The organism is Streptomyces sp. ISL-12, from assembly GCF_018614415.1.
Taxonomy (GTDB): domain Bacteria; phylum Actinomycetota; class Actinomycetes; order Streptomycetales; family Streptomycetaceae; genus Streptomyces.
The window spans coordinates 39,462-57,472 of sequence record NZ_JAGGOO010000054.1; the positions used below are offsets into that span (position 1 = coordinate 39,462).

General features: G+C 75.2%; 7 protein-coding genes. 1 reads left to right on the forward strand and 6 read right to left on the reverse strand.

Annotated elements, in window-relative coordinates:
* Nucleotides 1–3: 3 nt before the first annotated feature.
* The 6 genes from J7I94_RS15345 to J7I94_RS15370 all read right to left on the reverse strand — a co-directional run bounded on the left by J7I94_RS15345 (nucleotide 4) and on the right by J7I94_RS15370 (nucleotide 17,488).
* Entirely contained in the window at nucleotides 4–1,062 is a 1,059-nt protein-coding gene (locus J7I94_RS15345; RefSeq protein WP_251075191.1) for an ABC transporter ATP-binding protein, read from the reverse strand.
* Nucleotides 1,059–1,892 carry a molybdate ABC transporter permease subunit gene (gene modB / locus J7I94_RS15350; protein WP_215167642.1) on the reverse strand — a complete coding sequence of 278 codons (834 nt, stop codon included), beginning with the start codon at nucleotides 1,890–1,892 and terminating at the stop codon, nucleotides 1,059–1,061. Before modB ends, J7I94_RS15345 begins: the two co-directional genes overlap by 4 nt.
* Entirely contained in the window at nucleotides 1,889–2,701 is an 813-nt protein-coding gene (gene modA / locus J7I94_RS15355) for a molybdate ABC transporter substrate-binding protein (RefSeq protein WP_215167643.1), read from the reverse strand. The genes modB and modA overlap by 4 nt, the downstream gene beginning before the upstream one ends.
* 161 nt (nucleotides 2,702–2,862) lie before the next feature.
* Nucleotides 2,863–3,258, reverse strand: coding sequence for a molybdopterin-binding protein (locus tag J7I94_RS15360; protein ID WP_215167644.1), 396 nt, complete (start codon nucleotides 3,256–3,258; stop codon nucleotides 2,863–2,865).
* Nucleotides 3,259–3,598: 340 nt separating this feature from the next.
* Nucleotides 3,599–4,360, reverse strand: coding sequence for a type VII secretion system-associated protein (locus tag J7I94_RS15365; RefSeq protein ID WP_215167645.1), 762 nt, complete (start codon nucleotides 4,358–4,360; stop codon nucleotides 3,599–3,601).
* 135 nt (nucleotides 4,361–4,495) lie between these two features.
* Nucleotides 4,496–17,488, reverse strand: a complete 12,993-nt coding sequence (locus J7I94_RS15370; RefSeq protein ID WP_215167646.1) for a lonely Cys domain-containing protein — start codon at nucleotides 17,486–17,488, stop codon at nucleotides 4,496–4,498.
* 13 nt (nucleotides 17,489–17,501) lie between these two features.
* On the opposite strand from J7I94_RS15370, the gene J7I94_RS15375 reads away from it, so the two are divergent.
* Nucleotides 17,502–18,011: hypothetical protein (locus J7I94_RS15375; RefSeq protein ID WP_215167647.1), on the forward strand; the 510-nt coding region annotated here is incomplete at its 3' end.

Consider the following 18,011-nt stretch of genomic DNA (forward strand, 5'->3'; position numbering starts at 1 on the left):
CGCTCAGTCGGGATACGCGTGGGTCTGCGCCGCCTTCACCGTCGCCCAGACCTCCGCGCCCGGCTGGAGGTCGAGTTCGGCCGCGGCGACCGCGCTGAGGTCCGCGGCGAGCGCCAGTTCGCCGCGGAGCGCGGCCCGGATCTGGTCCCCGTGCGGTTCCATGCCCGTGACCTCGCAGTGCCACAGATTGCGGGCGCTGGAACCGGTGGGCCGCTCCCGGTGCAGGGTGACCGCGCTCGGCGGGAACGCCACGAAGACCGGCCCGGACAGCTCCTCGGTGGTGACGACGGACGGACCGGAGGCGAGCCGGACGGTGTGCCCGTCGGCCTCGCCCCGGTACAGGTTCAGGCCGACCAGCTGGGCGATGTAGTCGGTACGGGGCCGGCGGGCGATGTCGGACGGGCTGCCCTCCTGCACGACCCGCCCGTGCTCGACGACCACCAGCCGGTCCGCCAGCACCATCGCGTCCAGCGGGTCGTGCGTGACCAGCACGGCGACGGCCTCGAACTCCGCCAGATGACGCCGGAGCTGGGCCCGGACCTTCAGCCGGGTACGGGCGTCCAGCGCCGCGAGGGGTTCGTCGAGCAGCAGCAGCCGGGGCCGGGTGGCCAGCGCGCGGGCGACGGCGACGCGCTGCGCCTGCCCGCCGGAGAGCCGGCGCGGCTTGACCCCGGCGTGCTCCGCGAGCCCCAGCCGCTCCAGCCACGCGGCGGCCCGCGCCCGCGCCTCGGCCTTGCCCACGCCCTGACAGCGCGGCCCGAAGGCCACGTTGTCCAGCGCGGTCAGGTGCGGGAAGAGCAGGTAGTCCTGGAAGACGACGCCGACCGGGCGCAGTTCCGGCGGGGTGCGCTCCAGCGCCGCGCCGTCCAGCCGCAGCCGTCCGTCGGTGAGCGGGGTCAGCCCGGCGAGGGCGCGCAGGGCGGTGGTCTTCCCGGCGCCGTTCGGGCCGAGCAGGGCGACCACCTCGCCCGGCGCGACGGCCAGCTCCACGTCCAGCCGGAACGTACCGCGCTCGACGACGAGATGAGCGTCGAGACCGGTGTCGTACGTCTGCCGGCTCATCCGGCGGTCATCCATCGGTCGCGCAGCCCGGCGAGGACCGCGACGGACACGGCCAGCAGCACCAGGCTCAGGGCGGTGGCGGCCTCGGGATCGCTCTGCAGCGCCAGGTAGACGGCGAGCGGCATGGTCTGGGTGCGGCCGGGGAAGTTGCCCGCGAAGGTGATCGTCGCGCCGAACTCGCCCAGCGCCCGGGCCCAGGCCAGTACGGCGCCGGCCGCGATGCCCGGCGCGATCAGCGGCAGCGTGACCCGGCGGAACGCGGTGAAGCGGGAGGCGCCCAGGGTGGCCGCCGCCTCCTCGTAGCGCGGGTCGGCGGCGCGCAGGGTGCCCTCGACGCTGATGACCAGGAACGGCATCGCGACGAAGGCCTCCGCGATCACCACGCCGGTGGTGGTGAACGGCAGCGTGATGCCGAACCAGTCGTCCAGCCACGACCCGACGATGCCGCCCCGGCCGAGCGCCATCAGCAGGGCGACACCGCCGACGACCGGCGGCAGCACCAGCGGCAGCGTCACCAGGGCCCGCACCAGGCCGCGCCCGGGGAACTCCACCCGGGCAAGGAGCCAGGCCAGCGGCACCCCGATCACCATGCTCACCGCCGTCGCCGCCGTGGCGCACAGCAGCGACAGCCGCAGCGCCTGCCACACCTCGGCGCTGGTCAGCAGCTCGGGCAGGCCCGACCACGGCGTCCGTACGAGCAGGGCGATCAGCGGCACGATCAGGAACGCGAGCCCGATCACCGCCGGTACCAGCAGCGGCAGCGGCACGCCGCGCACCTGGGCCCGCACCCGCCGGCGCCGGGTGCGTAGGGCTTCGCCGGCCGGGGTCACGACTTCAGGAACCCGGCCGCGGCCAGCACCTTCTGCCCTTCGGCGGACCGCACCAGGTCGATGAACGCGTCGGCGCCCGCGCTGTTCGGGGCGTCCTTCAGCCGGGCGATCGGATAGTCGTTGACGGCCTCGGCGGATTCGGGGAAGTCCACGCCCTCCACTTTGTCACCCGCCGCGTGCACATCGGTCTTGTAGACGACGGCCGCGTCGGCCTCCTTCAGTTCGACCTTGGTCAGGGCGGCCTTGACGTCCTGCTCGTAGGAGACGGGCGTCAGTTCGAGACCGCTGGCGTCGAGGGCCGTCTTGGCGGCGGCGCCGCACGGCACCTCCTCGGCGCACAGCACGACCTTCAGACCGGAGGCGGTGAGGTCCTCCAGCGAGGCGATCTCGTCGGGGTTGCCCGGCAGGGTGGCGATCTCCAGCTGGTTGCGGACGAAGGTGACGGGGGTGCCCGCCGCGTCCCCGGCGTCCGTGACGATCTTCATCGTCTTGGGGCTGGCCGAGGCGAAGACGTCGGCGGGGGCGCCGCCGGTGATGCTCGCCGCGAGGGAGTCGCTGCCGCCGAAGCTGAACGTCACCTTCGTACCGGGGTGGGCCTTCTCGAACGTCTCGCCCAGCGTCGTGAAGCTCTCCTTCAGCGAGGCCGCGGCGAAGACGGTCACCGTGCCGGACAGCTGGTCCGAGGCGGAGGAGTCCGGCGTGGCCGCCGCGGAGTCGTCGGACGACGAGCAGGCACTCAGCGCGAGCAGCGCGGCGACGCCCGCTCCGGCCGCCGGCAGCGTACGGGTACGGGCACGGGCACGGGTCATCACAGGTCCACTCCCTCGAACTCCTGACAGCGGGATGTCCCGATGATAATGCTGCAGATGCCAGCCCGGAGTCTCCTGTGGGTTCGCATCAGCGTGATCTACGGACGGTGAAGTTGGCAGATGCGTGCGTCAGGGGACGTCACGCGCCGCTCACACGCCGCTCACGCGCGGTCGATATGCACGTTGGTCGACTTCACGCGGGCGGTGGCCTCCATGCCGACCTCCAGCCCCAGTTCCTCCACGGCCTCACGGGTCAGCAGCGACACCAGCCGGTGCGGACCCGCCTGGATCTCGACCTGCGCGGCGACATCGCCGAGCTTCACGGCGGTGACGATGCCGGGGAAGGCGTTGCGCACGGAGGTGTACGAGGCGTCTTCCTCGCCGCCGCCGGACTTGGCCAGCTCGACCGAGAAGGCCGCCAGGTCCCGGCCGTCGACGAGCCGCCGCCCGGTCTCGTCCCGGTGCGTGGCCACCCGGCCCGCGTCCGCCCAGCGGCGCGCGGTGTCGGGACTGACGCCGAGCAGCCGTGCCGCCTGGCCGATCGTGTAGGACTGCATGCGCGTCAAGATACGTGACCGGCCCGCAGCGGTGAGCGGGCCCGGCTGTGGGCGGGGCCGGCCACGGTGCCGACGGCCGACCGTACGACGGCGGAACCGCCGGCGTGTCCGTGCACCGGTCGCGCCGCGCGGCGAACGGGCCGCCGGGTGATGCGGCGGGCCACCTCTCGGCCGCGGAGCCGCGGCGCCCCGGCATTCGTCCGCCCCGTTGTAGGTACTGGCGGACCTGCCGGCGAGCCGCGCTCACTCCCGTACGGCCCGCTGACACCCACCGGTCCCGCGGCGGCCGACGGCAGACTGGGACGCCACCGGACCGGTCTGGCCCGCGGTGGCCGGCCGGTCAGTGGCCCGCCGGGCCGTGTGCCGGTTCCGGCCGCCCCGGCTCGGCCGCTCGTGCGGTGAACCCGTGCGGCGACTCGGCGACCGTTCCCACGCGCCGTGGAGCCGGGTCGGGGCCCGGGGACGCGGGGGCGGCGACGGCCGTCAGCGCCCTCGTCAGGGTCTCGTGGTCGAGGTCCAGGACGGTGCCCGCCGGGGAGGTCGGGTTCAGGTACAGCCGGTGGTCCGGGGGCAGCCGGGACAGCAGGTCGGGCACGGTCAGACGGACGAAGGCGAAGACTCCGGCGGCGTCGAGATGCGGGGGCGCGGTGTAGGCGGGGACCACCGGGCCGCCGTCCGCCGCCGTCGCCGCCACCGGGGAACCGTCCGGCAGGGTGAGCACCATCAGCCGGGCCTCCGTGAGGGCGTGGACCACGGCGTCGAGGGGGCCGTAGCCCGTGACCGCGAGGTGCAGCGCCGCGTCGACGGGATCGGTCGGTTCCGGCCAGCCGAGAGCCTCGGGAGAGGGACGGTAGGCGTCGTTGCCCTCCCACTCCTCGACCGTGCCGTCGAGCCCCGAGCGCCAGCGCCCGGCCACCGCCGAGGCCGGCGGCGGGCTCCCGGTGTGCCAGCCCGGGTCGACCGAGCCGATCCAGTGGTCCGGAGCGAGCCGCGCGATCTCCTCGACGTCCGCCGGCGCACCGGTCGGCGGAGGCGCCGGGGACCGGGGGAGGACGTCGGACGCGATGCCGTGGGGGGCGCTGTCGTCGTGTGTTGTGGTCATGGCGTTCGGCAGGCTAGGGGCCGCGGGTGGCGGAGAGGTTGCCGGGAGGTCGCCGTCAGTCGGCCGGTGGGAGGGCAGTGCTCGGCGGCCGGGGCGGGCGGCACGGGGAGCGCCGCCTCCGACGGCCGGCCGGGGCTACGGACCGTAGTGGACCTCGTTCCCGTCCGGCCGGACGAGCGTGAGGCCGAGCCCCAGGTCCGCGGCGGCCACGGCGGCCGCGACCTCCGTGACGGTCGCGGCACCGTCGGCCTCGCCCCACCGGCGCAGCAGCCGGTAGCGCTGGGCGGGAGTGAGCGTGACCTCCGTGACCGGCAGCCCGCCGGTCAGTGCCGCGAAGGCGCGTTGGTCCTCCGGCAGCGTCACGCCCACCGACTCCAGTTCGCCGGGCGTGAGGGTGGTGTGAGAGCCGGCCCACCCCGGGCCGGACAGCCGCGCCGGCACGCGTTCCGCGGCGTCCGGTGCGGCCAGGCGGAACTCGACCCAGCGGTGCAGCGCGTCGCCGGCGTCGGGACCTGCCAGCAGTGCGCCCAGGCCGGGCAGGTCCAGCCGGTCGGCGGCCCGGCCGCGGACCGCCGCCGCCAGCGCGTCCGGCAGCCAGTCGGCGGCGTCGGCGGGCTGGGTCAGGATCAGCGCGGTGACGGGTGCGGAAGGGGTCGCCGCCGAACCGGCCGCGGGCTCGGCGGCGACCGGCGGTGCCGCGGACTTGACCTGATCGGGGCGGACGTGGACGCCGAGCCGTTCGGTGAACAGGCCGGCCACGTTGTCCAGCCAGCCGGCGGCCGTCTCGGGAGCCACGCCCGGACGGACCGACTTGCTCATGTAGCGGCCGGACTTGTCGTTGACCGTCCAGGAGCGCAGCGCGGGGTTCCACCGGAACTCGCCGGACACCCGGCTCGCCCCCGGCCGCGTCCGGCCGTCCGCGCCGAACTCCGCGGCGACGCCGGTGTGTCCGAGGCCGTCGAGCTCCGCCCTCAGCTGCTCCGCCGTGAGACCGGGGCGCTTGGCGCGCAGGCCGGCCAGCAGGGCGTCCGCCTGGTCCTCGCTCAGTACGGCGGACGGCTCCTCGCTGCCCACCAGCACCCGGCCGTCCCGGGTGACCGTGTAGAGCCACACGGCGTCCCGGCTGCCCGTGAGGAGCAGGTCGGGGTCGATGTCGTCCAGCGGTGTCCACAGCGGATTGACGCGTACGTCGCCCTCGTCGTCCCGCTCCTCGTCCTTCACGCGCTTGGGCTGCACCGGGGTCCCGAAACCGCCGTCCCGTTCGAGGTCCCGGGTCCTCAGCCGGGCGAGCAGGGGAGCGGACAGCCCCTCGGCGAGCCGGCGCGCGTACGCCTCGCTCGCCCCGTGCCGACGGGCCAGCTCCGCCAGCCAGTCCCGGTCGGCCCGGTCGGATTCCGGTGCGGGCGGTGGCTGCGGCGGGGCCGGCACGACGGGGGCCGGCCGCGGGGGTGTGCCGTCCGGGACGAGCGACCGGTAGTGGTCCCTGCCGTTGTAGTGGACGTGGAGGGTGGGGCCGGCCGCCTCCGGGTCCAGGGAACGGGCGTCGAAGCCGCCGGTGCCGTCGGGCTGGACGACGACCAGGTCGACGCCGAGTGCGCGGGCCACCAACAGCGGTACCTCGTCGTAGAACGGCGTGTGCCACAGGTCCGGCGCGGCCAGTGCGCGGGCGACGAGGTCGTCGTGGCCGAGGGCGAGGAACTCGCCCCGGTCGTGCGGGATGCCGCGCGGGCCGACCCCGCCGAGCGGTCCGGTGCGGATGCGCTGCCACAAGGCGTCGGCGGCGGGGGCCGGACCGGCCGTGCGCAGCGTGTCCAGGAGCCGGGTACGCAACGTGTCGGCCTGCTCCCGCGCGACCAGGCGCTGTTCGAGCCGCGGGTCCACGGACGCCGTCACCTCTTCCGGGGTGAGCGCCGGCACCAGCGTGCGTACGGCGTCGCTCGGCAGGTCGGCCAGCAGACCCCGGTCGTCCCGCAGGTCCGCCAGGCCGAGCAGCCGACGGCGCTGTGCGGCGTCAGTCAATTGCGCGTCCACGCGCTCGCGTTGCCTGCGGGTGAGGTCCGGTGGGCGGGTCTCGCCCAGGACGCCCAGCAGGCTGGTGAGGTCCGGGAAGAGGTCCTGGACCAGCGTCTCCAACGGGTCCCGTGCGGCGTGCTGGGCGCGCAGCCCGGCGGCGGCCGGGTCGCCGGCGTACCAGCGCACCAGCCCGTCGCGCAGTTGACGCACCGTCAGCCCGGCCGCGGGTGAGGACGGCCGCTGCGCCGCGAGGCCGCCGAGGACCGCGTGGATCAGGCAGTCCCCGTCGGCGGGCACCTCGCGCAGCACGAACGAACGGCCGCCGGTGGTGACGAGGGGACCTGCGGGCGGGCGGTCCGTCTTCGTCTTCGCCTTCGCCTTGCCCTTGGCGCCGGTTCCGGTTCCGGTGCCGGTGACACCCGCGGCACCGGTTCTCCCGGTGAGCGGGGACGCCTTCGGCGGGGCGGGCGGGGACGCCTTCGGCGGGGCCGGCGGTGTGACGGAGGCCGGGTCGAGGGGGCGGGGCAAGGCGGCCAGATAGGTCTCCCCTTGCCGGTACAGGGTCACCTCCTGCGGTGCCGGCGTCTCGGGGCCCGCGGCGAACCGCTGGTGGGAGCCGTCCTCGTCGACCACCGTCAGGTTCACGCCGAGCGTGCGCGCGGTGGTGGACGCCGCGAGGCCGGCGGTGGTGGCGTCCCAGTGCCGGGCCTGGCGCAGCTGCAGCCGGACCAGCCGTTCCCGCTGGAACGGGGTGAGCGTGTCGCGCACGGCGTCGGGGAGGCGTCCGCCGGCAGCCTCGACGGCTTCCCGCGTCGAGGCGTTGCGCGGACCCGCGAGACCGGCCCTGAGCTCCAGTTCGCGGGAGCGGAAGGTCGCCTCGGGGTCGAGGGGCGCGTCAGCGGGCAGGGCGCGGCTCATGGAGATCCGGCTCGCCAGCCGGTCCGGCTGCCGGCCGTCACCGAGCGCGTGGGAGAGGGCGGCGTAGAAGCCGTTGCCGTCGGCGTCCGGCCGGTGCAGGTCGTAGGCGCGGGTGCGGCCGTCGGACTCGGTGGCGGTCAGGGTGCGGTGGTCGGAGGCGGCGTCGAAGGTCACGGCGGGGTGGGCGTCGCCGGGCTGCCACGGCGGCCGGGAGTGCGCCGGCCGCCCCTCCTGACCGACACCGTCGCCCTTCGGCGGCTTCTTCCCGTCGGCCTTCTTTCCGTCGTCCTTCTTCGCGTCGTCCTTTTTGCCGCCCGCCGCCTTCTCAGCCTGCTCCGCCTTCTCTGCCTTCTTCTCCCCTCCTGCGGCCGGTGGGGTGAAGGTGATCTCGGCCGGTTCCGGCGTGCTGCCGAGGATGCGACGGCCGGACTCCGTGGCGTGGAGCTGGTGCCAGCGGGTGAGCCGGTCGGCTCCCTCACGGACCCGGGCGTACTCGTCGGCGAGCGCCTCGGCGGTGGCGCGCAGGTCCGTCAGCTCCTGGCCGAAATCGTCCAGCCGCCGCTGGGCGGCGTCCCTGGCCGCGCGGGCCGCCGACACCTCCGCGGCGGCCGTGCGCAGCAGGTCGTCCAGCCGCGCCGCGGCCTTCTCCCGCTGCTCGTCCTGGAGCCGGGCCCAGCCGTCGTGCTCGGGCTCGGCGGAGGCGATCTCGTCGGTGATGCGGCGCAGGGCGGCGCGGGCCGCGGCGATCTCGGGCAGGCTGTCGACGTCACGGGCGGCGAGCGCGGCCAGGGTGCGCTCCGCCCCGGCCAGCGCGGCCTCCAGCCCGGGCCCCTCGTCACGGCGCCGGTCCCAGTACTTCTTGTCGGCGGCCGTCCACGCCTTGTCGGCCTTGGTGACCGCGTCCCACGCCCTGGCCGCCTTCGGCGGGAAACCGTGGTCGTCGATCAGGCCGAGGTCCCGGGCCACGTCCTCCCGCACCCAGGCCAGGACCGTGGTCTCGGTCTCCATCGCCTGCGGTCCCCGCTGCGGGTTGCCGAAGGGGCTGCGCACGGCCCGCGCCACCCGGCTGTCCTTGAGGTGGTGGTGCACCCCGGCGACGCTCAGCCAGGTGGTGGGCACGGCGAAGAGGAACGAACGGGTGGTGTCCGGCTTGACGTTGACCGAGCCGAGCCGGTCGCCCTGCTGGGCGAGGGTGTCGGAGTCGGTCGAGGAGTCGCCGGGGCCGTTGGCTCCCATCTGGTTGGTGCCGGTGGACTGTGACGAGACGAGAGGGCCGCCGCCCAGCGAGGACTCGGTGGTGCCGACGCGGGCGGCCGACATGCCGCCGCCCTGCGTGTCACGCTTGGGGGCCTCGTGCTTCATGCCGTCCGCGACGGCCAGCAACCGGGCCCGGGTGAGGTCGGGCTTGGAGTACATCGCCAGCTCGCCGTCGGCACCGCCGAAGAAGCCCCGGTCGGTCAGGCCCGGTACGCGGTAGCCGTCGGCGTCGAGAGTACGGTCGTAGAACGAGCTGAGGGCCCCGTTGCTCGTCCCGTCCTCCAGGTTCTGCGCCGCTCCGGTGCCGGCCCGGGTCAACGGGGTGTCCGAAGCCCGGGCCAGCAGCTCGGCACTCGGGGTGCCGCGCTCGGGCAGGTTCAGACCCGTGTCGTACGCGGACGCCAGCGCCAGCGTGTTGGCCTCGTGCAGCCGGCTCAGACCGACGATCCGGCGGACCTTGAACCCGTCCTCCGGCAAGGTGAACGGCTTCGTGCTCCCGTCGCCCGGGTGCCGTACGTCGCGCCAGCCCCCGGCACCCATGGTGCGCGGCACGGCGACCTTGCGGGGCGCGCCCGGCGGCGGCAGTTCCGGCGGCGCCAGCGGGTCCGGCGCCGTCTCGCCGCCGCCGGCCGGTCCCGGGGCGGCGGACACGGGGTCGGGGCGCATGAGGCTGAGGGGGTAGTGCTCGATCAGCTCCCCGACGTCCCCCTCGGCCTCGACGGACAGCCGGCTCCGGCCGGTGACCTTCCGCCACCACCGCCCGGTCCGCCGCCCGAGGGAGCTCCAGGGCCCGCCGCGACCGGTGCCGTCAGGTCCCTCGGGGGCGCCGGTGTCCGTGAGGTCCAGGCTCAGGCGGAGCCGGTAGCGCGTGACGTACTCGCCGTGGGCCTGGGTGGTCGTGGCGGTGGCGATCCGTACGCTGCCGTCGGAGCGGGTCTGCGACACGCTCTGCTGGGTGGTGCCGACCTCGGAGTAGTTCGGGCCGGCCGCCCGGGCCACCGGGTCGCCGGTGTGGACGGCCTCGGTGACCGTCGTGCCGACGCTCGCACCGGAGGCCCGGCCGCGGGTCTCGGCCACCGTCTCCACGGCCTGCCGGTGCTCCTCCAGTTCGACGCTGTGTCCCAGACCGGCGAACCCGGGCCCGTCACCGTCGCTGACCGTGGACCGCGGCACCTTGACGGGGATCAGCTCCGCCCGCACCCCGACCTGCCGGGCGCCGATCCACATCCGCGCCGTGCCCGAGCCCCAGCGGCCGATCTCCGCGGGCACCGACAGGCCGGAGCCGGTCATCTCCTTGCCGAGGGCGCGCACCACACGGTCGGAGACCAGCCGGTGGACGGTGTCCCGGTCGGCCTTGGACAGCCCCAGCGGACGCAGTCTGCGGTCGAAGTCCCGCAGGACGGGCGCGGTGTTGAGGGCGTTGACGGTGAAGCCGCCGAAGGGGTTGTCCAGCAGCCACGGCTGCGGCGACCAGGTGCGCCGGGTGTAGCGCGGCACGTCGCCCCAGCGGTCGCTGAGCAGCCCCAGCCGGTAGGCGCTCTTCTCCGGGATGTGCGCCGTCCAGCCGTCGTTGACCAGTACCCGCCGGCCCGCGGCACCGGCCAGCCGGCGCGGCAGGTGCCGCCAGCCGGTCGCGCTCCGGCCGACCGTGGTGGACGCCGCCGCGATCTCGTGCTGGACGTCGCCGGTCACCAGGACCTGGCGGTTGAAGTCCTTGCGGTTGATCTCGGCGAGGGCGATCCGGGATACCTGCCGCGCTCGGGAGCGGTCGAGACGGTAGGGGCTGACGACGACGCCGTAACTGCCGGTCACTCCGGGGCCGGTGGGGTGGGACTTGAGGAAGACCAGTTGACCGCCGGTGAACAGGGTGCTGGTGCGGCTGTTGCGGCCGGCCACCTGGGTGGCGCCGCCGAGGGTGGTCTCGGTGTCGATGCCGACCGGACCGGTCAGCGCGGTCAGGCTGCCGGGCACGACCCGGGTGCGGTGGGCGAGCACCGAGGAGCGGTTCAGGTAGGGCGCCTTGGCCCACAGTCCCGAGGCCCGCCAGCCGGTGGGGGCGGACGTCTGGTCGAAGTTGGCGGTGAGGTACTGGCTCTGGAAGGCGCGCATCGCGGCGTCGTGTGCGGGAGCGCCCTGCTGCGTCAGCAGCCACGACCCGCCGGACGCCTCCTTCAGCACCTGCTCCGCGGCATCGGCGAGCCCGGGGTGCGAGGTGACGGTGAGTGTCAGGAACGGGTGCTTGTGGTGGTCCGGGGTGCGACGGCGGGCCGCCTGGTCGAACAGGGTGCGCGTGGTCAGCGCCAGATCGCGGGCGGACCGGCGTGGGACGGGCAGCGGAACACCGTGCAGCGGGCCGGGGGTACGCCCGGTGCCGCGCGTGGGCACGTGTTCCATCGGGATGCTGAGCAGCACCCGTCCGACCACCGCCGCGCCGGGCGGCACCGGGGCCGGCGCGGCGGTGGCCGCAGTGGTGACGGCCGGGGCGGTGGTCGATGCGGTGACGGCCGGGGCGGTGGTCGGTGCGGCGACGGCCGGGGCGGTGCCCGGACCGCCGAGCAGGCCGGTCTCCCGCTCGCGGAAGACGAAGGGCTGGGTGCCGAGAAGGTTGAGGAAGAGGACACCGCGCAGCAGGCTGCGGAACCGCCAGAAACCGCCGCGCCGCGCGGTCAGGGTGATCCGGTAGCTGTACAGGTCGGCGCCCTTGGTGCCGATGGCCATCGCCTCGTGCGTCACGCTCGGCCCGTACACGCTGTCGGACTCGCCGCGGACGCCGTACCGCACACCGACGCTGCCCGTGCCCGCCTGGGACGGGCCGCCGATGTCGTCGGTGTGGGAGTCGCGCAGCGAGAGCAGGCCCTCCAGACCGCCGTGCAGACCGCGTCCACCGCTCTGCCGGCCGCCCAGGTTCTCGCTGCCGGGCGCGCTGAACCGCAGCCGCAGATCTTTCTGCCGGCCCTCGTAGCGCCGTCCGGTCAGCTCGGCGTCGATCCACACGTACCGCAGTCCGCGGCCGATCCGGCCGGAGTCGACCAGCTCGATCCGCAGCCCGGTGGTCATCATCGTCTCGAGGTTGCCCGCCATGCCGTGGTGGTTGAGCGTGTTCAGCACCTCCAGGGTGTTGTTCAGCACGATCTGGAAGTGGTCCGGGCCGCGCCAGCGCGAGTTGCCCGGGTCGAGTTCGGCGAGCGGGGCGACGAGGTCCGGGTAGGCGCGGGCGACCTCTGCCAGCACCTGTTCCGCGAAGTGCTCGGGGAAGCTGCGCTCCGCACCGCCGACGGTCCGGGTGAAGGCGCCGTCGTCGAAGGTGAACTCCTCCGGGCGGGCCATGCCGAGGGTCGTCGGCCGGTCCGCGGCCAGGTACGGCGGCACGGCGGGCTCGGTGTCCCGGGCGAGCCCCCGGTCCAGGCCGGCCAGCCGGCGGGCCTCGGTGCGGGTCATCCGCTCCACGGCCCAGGTGTGGAAGGTCCGGGTGCGCGGCGCCGCGCTCCCCTGCGCCGACGGGTTCCCGGGCGGCGCGGTGACGGTGACCGTCTTCTGGACGAAGTACAGACCGGTGGGGTTGCCCTTGGCCTGCCCGGCCGCCTTGACGGAACCGGTGCCGCCGGTGGAGCCGGTACGGCCGCGGGAACTGCCGTAGCGGACCTGGGCGCCGAGCAGCAACCGCAGGTCGAACTTGCCGTGGCCGGTGCCGAAGAACTGGAAGGACGGGCCGAGCGCGCCGCCGACCTCGGTGCTCGTGCTGTGGCCGACGAGACGCTCGTTGCGGACGGTGACCTGGGTGATGTCCCGCAGCTCCGCGGCGGTGGTCTCGCTGATGAGCTGCGCCTCACCGGAGCGCACCTCCACGGTGAAGACGCCGAGCGGCGCGGCACCCGAGGAGTCACGGAACAGCGGCGGGGTGGTGGTGCGGCCGGCGTTCTGCACCCGGCTCATGCGCTGGAAGCCGTCGGTGGAGAAGAAGTCGGTCAGCTGCCCGCCGGCGAGGGTGTCCGACGCGACCCCGAGCTGCTGGAGCGCCCAGTCCCGGACGTGCGCCATGGGGCCGAACGCCTCGGTGTTGACGAGCCGGTAGGCGGGCCGGCCGCCCAGGTCCATCCGCTCCGGCAGCCGGTCGGCGGGCGGCTTGTCCTGGGTGAGGCTGTCGGCGATCCGGGCCATCAGCCCCGAGCGGACCGCGAAGCCGAACGCGACGCCGTCCCGGCTGCCGGCGGGCAGGCTCCGGTCGGCCGCGTCGACGGGCCGGCCCAGCCGGTCGGTGACCTCGACGTCGTACCAGACGTCGTCGAGATGGGCGTGCGAGCCGTCGGTGGTGCGCGTCTCGTTCTGGTTCATGGTCTGGTTCTGCAGACCGTACTGGACCTGTTTGCCCCAGTTCTTACGGAAGAAGGCCCGGCCCCAGACCGTGTACTTGAGCTTGACGGGACCCAGCGGGACGGCCGGCACCAGCGAGGTGGAGGTGCTGTTGACGGCGGTACGACCGGTCGTGGCCGTGGTGCGCGCCATCGTGTCGATCTTGACCGGGTTGGCGAAGCCGAAGGTGAACCGGTCCCACCTGCCGTACGGCCGGGCCGTCACCCGGAGCACGCGGGTGCGGCCGTTCGCGGTCCGGTAGGTGAACTGCTGGCCGTCGCCGAAGAAGGCCTGCGGACGCTCCCGCAGCCGCAGCCGGACGTCCTCCTCCAGGCTCCGTCCGGTCCTGCCCCACCGCTTGTCGGGCGCACCCGGACGCGGCCCTCGCCGGCCCAGCTGCCCGGTGATCTCCGCCGCGACCTGATCGGTGCCGCGCAGCACGCTGTCGCTCTGGCCGAGCGCGTAGGACCGCCGCAGCAGTTCGGGCGGGAGCCCGGGGTACAGCGCGGCGACACCGCCCATGTACGCGGGCAGCCGGGAGCCGTCGGAGAACCGCACCGGCCCGCCGCCGTCCACCGGGGCGGGGGGCAGGTCGCGGTCGACGCGCGGCGGGCGCCGCAGGTCGAGGTCGCGGCCGACCCAGCCGGCCCGGTTCACGCCACGGGGCCGTACGGGCGGCGCCGGCGGGCCGGGCGGCGCGGGAGGGTTCGGGGGCTCGGGTGGGTTCGGCGGCGCGGGAGGGTTCGGGGGCTCGGGTGGGGGGCCGTCCTCCGGGATGGTGGCCAGCGGGTGACGGCCCGCCGGCGTGGTGACCCTCCTGCGCGCGGCGGCCGTGCCGGTCGTCCCGCGCCCGGTGACGGACGTGTCCGAGTCCGCGGCCATCGGCGTCGGGGCCGGCGTCGGCGTCGCCGAGTTGACGCCTTCGACGAGGGCCGTGGTAGGTGTCGTACTCACGTTCTGCTGCGCGGAGACGGTCGACGTCGTCGGGAGGGCGGGCGCGGGCGGCTGGGGCGAGAACAGGTCCCTGGGGTGGGTGCGGGTCCAGGCGGCACCGGACTCCGCGCCCACGGTGAGCGGCCCCGAGGTCCCGTCGCGCCCCAGACCGACCGTGCCCGCGTGCGCCCAGACGGACCGGGCGGTGGCCGAGGCGACCGCCAGCCGCAGCGGTAGCGGCTGCGCCACACCGGCCTGCGGCAACGCCGCGGCGCCCGCGTGCGGGACGGCCAGGACGACGTCGGTGTTCCACAGGTTCCGGCCGGTCAGTTCGGGATCGTGGGCGACCAGCTCGGCGAACTCGGCGTACGGCACGGCGAGCCGCCGTCCGCCGGGCAGGGTGATCCAGACCCGGCCCTGCCCGGCGTCGTCCGCCGCGACGACATAGGCGGGGCTCCGGTCGGGACCGGCCCAGGGAGCCGCCTGGCTCCCGGTACGCCGGTGCGTGCCGTCGGGCTGCGGCGCGGTGGTGCCGACGACCGAGCCGTCCAGCCGGGCGCCCGGCACCGGGGAGACCCAGTTGCGGCCGGCCGGCCGCCCGTCGGTTCCCGGCAGCAGGCTCTCCGGTGCGAAGGCGCCCAGCTCCTCCAGGTGGAAGGCGGCCAGCTCGACCGGATCGGACAGGTCACGCCCGGCGGCGACCGCCCGGGTGGCGAGCCAGCCCAGCTGGGCGCGGCGCCCGGGGTCCGGCGCGGGCAGGTGCAGCACGCGGGCGGCGGTGGCGGTGACGTCGGGCAGCCCGTTGAGCCACTCGAAGGCCTTGACCTGTGCCCAGTACAGCCGCGACACCTCCGCCTCGCCGACCGGTTCCGCGGGGTCCAGGCGGAGCACCTTGCGGACCGTCCCCGGCAGGTCGCCGAAGTTCCGCGTCTGCTGGGCCACTCCGACGAGCTGGGGCACGCGCGCGAAGCGGCTCAGCGCGGTGCCGGGGGGAGCGGTGGCCGCCCGGGTCAGCAGGTCCCGGTAGGCGGTGGCGTCCACCGGGCCCGGGCCGCCGCCGTGGTCGCGCAGGTGCGCGAAGGCCAGCCGCTGGAAGAGGTCCATGGTGAAGGGTCCGGTGCCGAGCAGGGCCGGGTCGGACTGCCGCATCGTCTCCAGCGCTCCGATGCCGCGGAGCAGATCACCGTAGGAGGCGTCGGCGTCGACACCGGGGCCCAGGGCCAGGCGCAGGGCGCGCACCAGGCGCAGGGTCCGCGCGACGGTCTCCGCGGGCACCGGGTCCGGGCCGGTGTGCAGGCCCGCGGTCCGGGCGCGGGAGGCCAGCTCGCCGTCGGACGGCTCGGGATGGAACTCCCTCACCTGACCGCCCCGCCCGCGCGCGTCGGTGTACGCCTCCAGCCAGATCTGCGACGGGTCGCCCGGGTCGTGGTGGTGGCCGGCGGGACGGTCGACCGCCCGCACCCGCTTGCCGGTGCCGTTGGCCACGGTCTGGGCGGTGGGGACCTCCGTGAGCGGGTCGGCGGCCGGCTGCGGGCGGGTGGCCAGGTCGGCGGCGGTCCCGGTCCTGCCGCGCTGGTAACTCCCGCCGGTCCAGCAGGCGTCGAGGTAGATCCAGTCCTGCTCGCGCAGGCGCCGCACGCTCGGCCGGCGGGAGAGCCAGCCGGCGAGTTCCCCGCCGGACGCGTGGTAGGTGCTGCCGTCCTCCTGAGGGACGGAGACGGTGTGCGGAGAGGCGTGCATGATCAGGTGGTAGACCTGCTCGCCGGAGCCCGCGCCCACGGTCAGCGGTGTCCGCGCGGTCGTGCCGAGCGAGCCGGGGTGCCGCCGGGCGAAGCCGGTGATCCGGTGGACGTTGCGGGCCCGGTACTCGCGCACACCGGCCAGCTCGGCCGGGTTGAAGGCCATCCGGCCGAGCTGCGGGTGGCCGTTCTCGTCGGCGACGATGGTGTGGCTGATCATGCGGCGCTCCCACTGGGGAACGTCCGCACGGTCCTCCGGCACCACCTCGCCGGGCCGGCTGAGGATCCAGTCCCCCCGGGGGACGCCGGGCCGGTCCAGGAGGGCCAGCGGAACCCGGGCGGTTCCGTCCCGGCGGCCCAGGACCGGTTGACCGCTGGTGGACCACACCTCACGCCCGAGCCGGTCGGCGAGCGCACGCGGCAGCTCCAGCTGCCGGCCGCCGGCGTAGGGCACGACCAGGAGGACGGGGACCTCGGGCGGCAGGGCGGACAACACCGGGTCCATCGCGAGCAGTTCGGCGGCAACGGCCGGCGGCGCGGAGACGCGGGCGCCGTCCTTGGTACGGACGAGGATCGCGTGGGAGTTGCCCGACGCCATGACGACGTACGGCCGCGGCCGTTCCGCCCCCGGACTCCAGGGGGCGGGGCGTGGGGTGCTCGTCTCCTCCCGTCCGTCGGGGTGGCGTACCTTCACGCTCGTCACGTCGGGGTCCACGTCCAGCCCGTGGCCGGCCCCCGGGGCACCGCTCCACACCCGGCCGTACGGGGTGCCGTCCTGCCCGGTGAGCGCGCTGGGCGTGGCCAGCCCGCCCTCGAGAGCGAGCCCGAAGGCGGCCAACGCCGCCAGCGTGGAGGCCTGTTCCATCGCCGGGTCCAGGGCGATCCGGAAGAGGTCGCCGTGGTGGTCGTGGGTGACGGGGGTGCCCGGGTCGAGCAGCAGAACCTGCCGTGCGACGGCGTCGAGATCGAGAGGCCCGGGGTCGCCTGCGGGACCATGGCCCGCCTGCCGCAGGGCGTCGAGCCGGCCGACGGCGTCCAGGAGGGAGGGGTGCAGGGGGTTGCCGGTGATGCCGGCCCCGAAGACGCGGGTGAGTTCGGCGGCGTAGGCGGGATCGGGCCCGTACTCCGGGGTGGGGACCGGCTGCTGGCCCTCGGGCTCGGGAGTGCCGAGATCCATGTCGGCGGAACCGAGGCTGCCGGTGGGCGACCCCGGGGCGGGCGGGTCCGCGAGCGGAGTCAGGGGCGGACCGGCGGGGACCGCGGACGCGGTGGCGGAGGGAGCGGGGACGTGCGGGTCGGCGGCGCCCGTGGTGGGGACGGGCCTGGGGGCCCCGGACGCCGCGGAGGACTCCTCATTCATACGGTCCGGACTCATACGGTCCGGACTCATACGGTCCGGCAGTCCCAGTTCCTGCCGCAGCCGATCGGCGAGGCCGGCCGCGGCGTCGGGTCCGGCCCCGTCCGCCAGCAGATCGGCGACCTGCCGTACGGCGTCGCGGTACGGCTCGTCCCCGTACCGGGAGTCGGCGAGCACGGGGTGCGACTCCGCCGGCAGTACGAGTCCGACCGCGGTGTCCCAATTCCGCTGGGCGCCGCCGGGTGAGTTCGCGTAGGCGTCCTGCCACAGCCGCCGGGTGGCGTTGGCGGCCACGGCGTCCAGGACCGCGGGCCAGGGACCCGGCCTGGTCATCAGTACCTTGACCTGGTCGACCACGGGGAGGTCGCTGAAGGTCAGGGACAGCGGGTTCCCGCTGAGTACGGCCTGCGCCTGCTGCTCGAAGGTGAGCGGAACGCCCGCACGGTCGAGGTCCTGGGCGGTCACCGGTGTGTCGGGGGCCGCCCCCGGCAGGTGTTCCGGTACATCGGCGGCGGTCACCTGGGCGGCGATGAACCGCCGTTGTCCGTCGTCCCGGGGCACGATGACGTTCTGTGTGTCCGGGACGTCGGTGGTGGTGCCGGTGCCGGTGCCGGTGTCGGCGGCGGTGTGCGGTAACGGCTGGGCGGCGGGAGCGGTGCGGGCGGGCGGCGGCGCCGTGGAGGTACTGGGGGCGGGGCTGCCGGTGGTTGTCGTCCCGGTCGGTCCGGAGGTGGCGGAGGGGAGTGGGGTGTCGGTGCGGCCGGGGTTCCCGGGCTGCGCGTTCGGGGTGTCGGCCGTGACGTCCGCGTCGTCCGTGTCGTCCGTGACGTTGGTGGTGTCGGTGTCGGTGTCGGTGTCGGTGTCGGTGGTGGTGTCGGTTCCGTGCGGCTGCTGTTGGACGGTGCTGACCGGTGTGGGTGTGTCGCCGGTCGTGGTCGTGGTCGGCGGGGTCTGGGTGGCCGTACCGGTGTCTGCGCCGGTGTCCGTGCCGTTGGTGGCGTCGTCGGGGGTGGTGGTGACGTCGCCGTCGGAGTCCTGCGGCGAGGTCTGCTGGGGCGTCGTGTCGACGTCCTGGGCGTCGCCC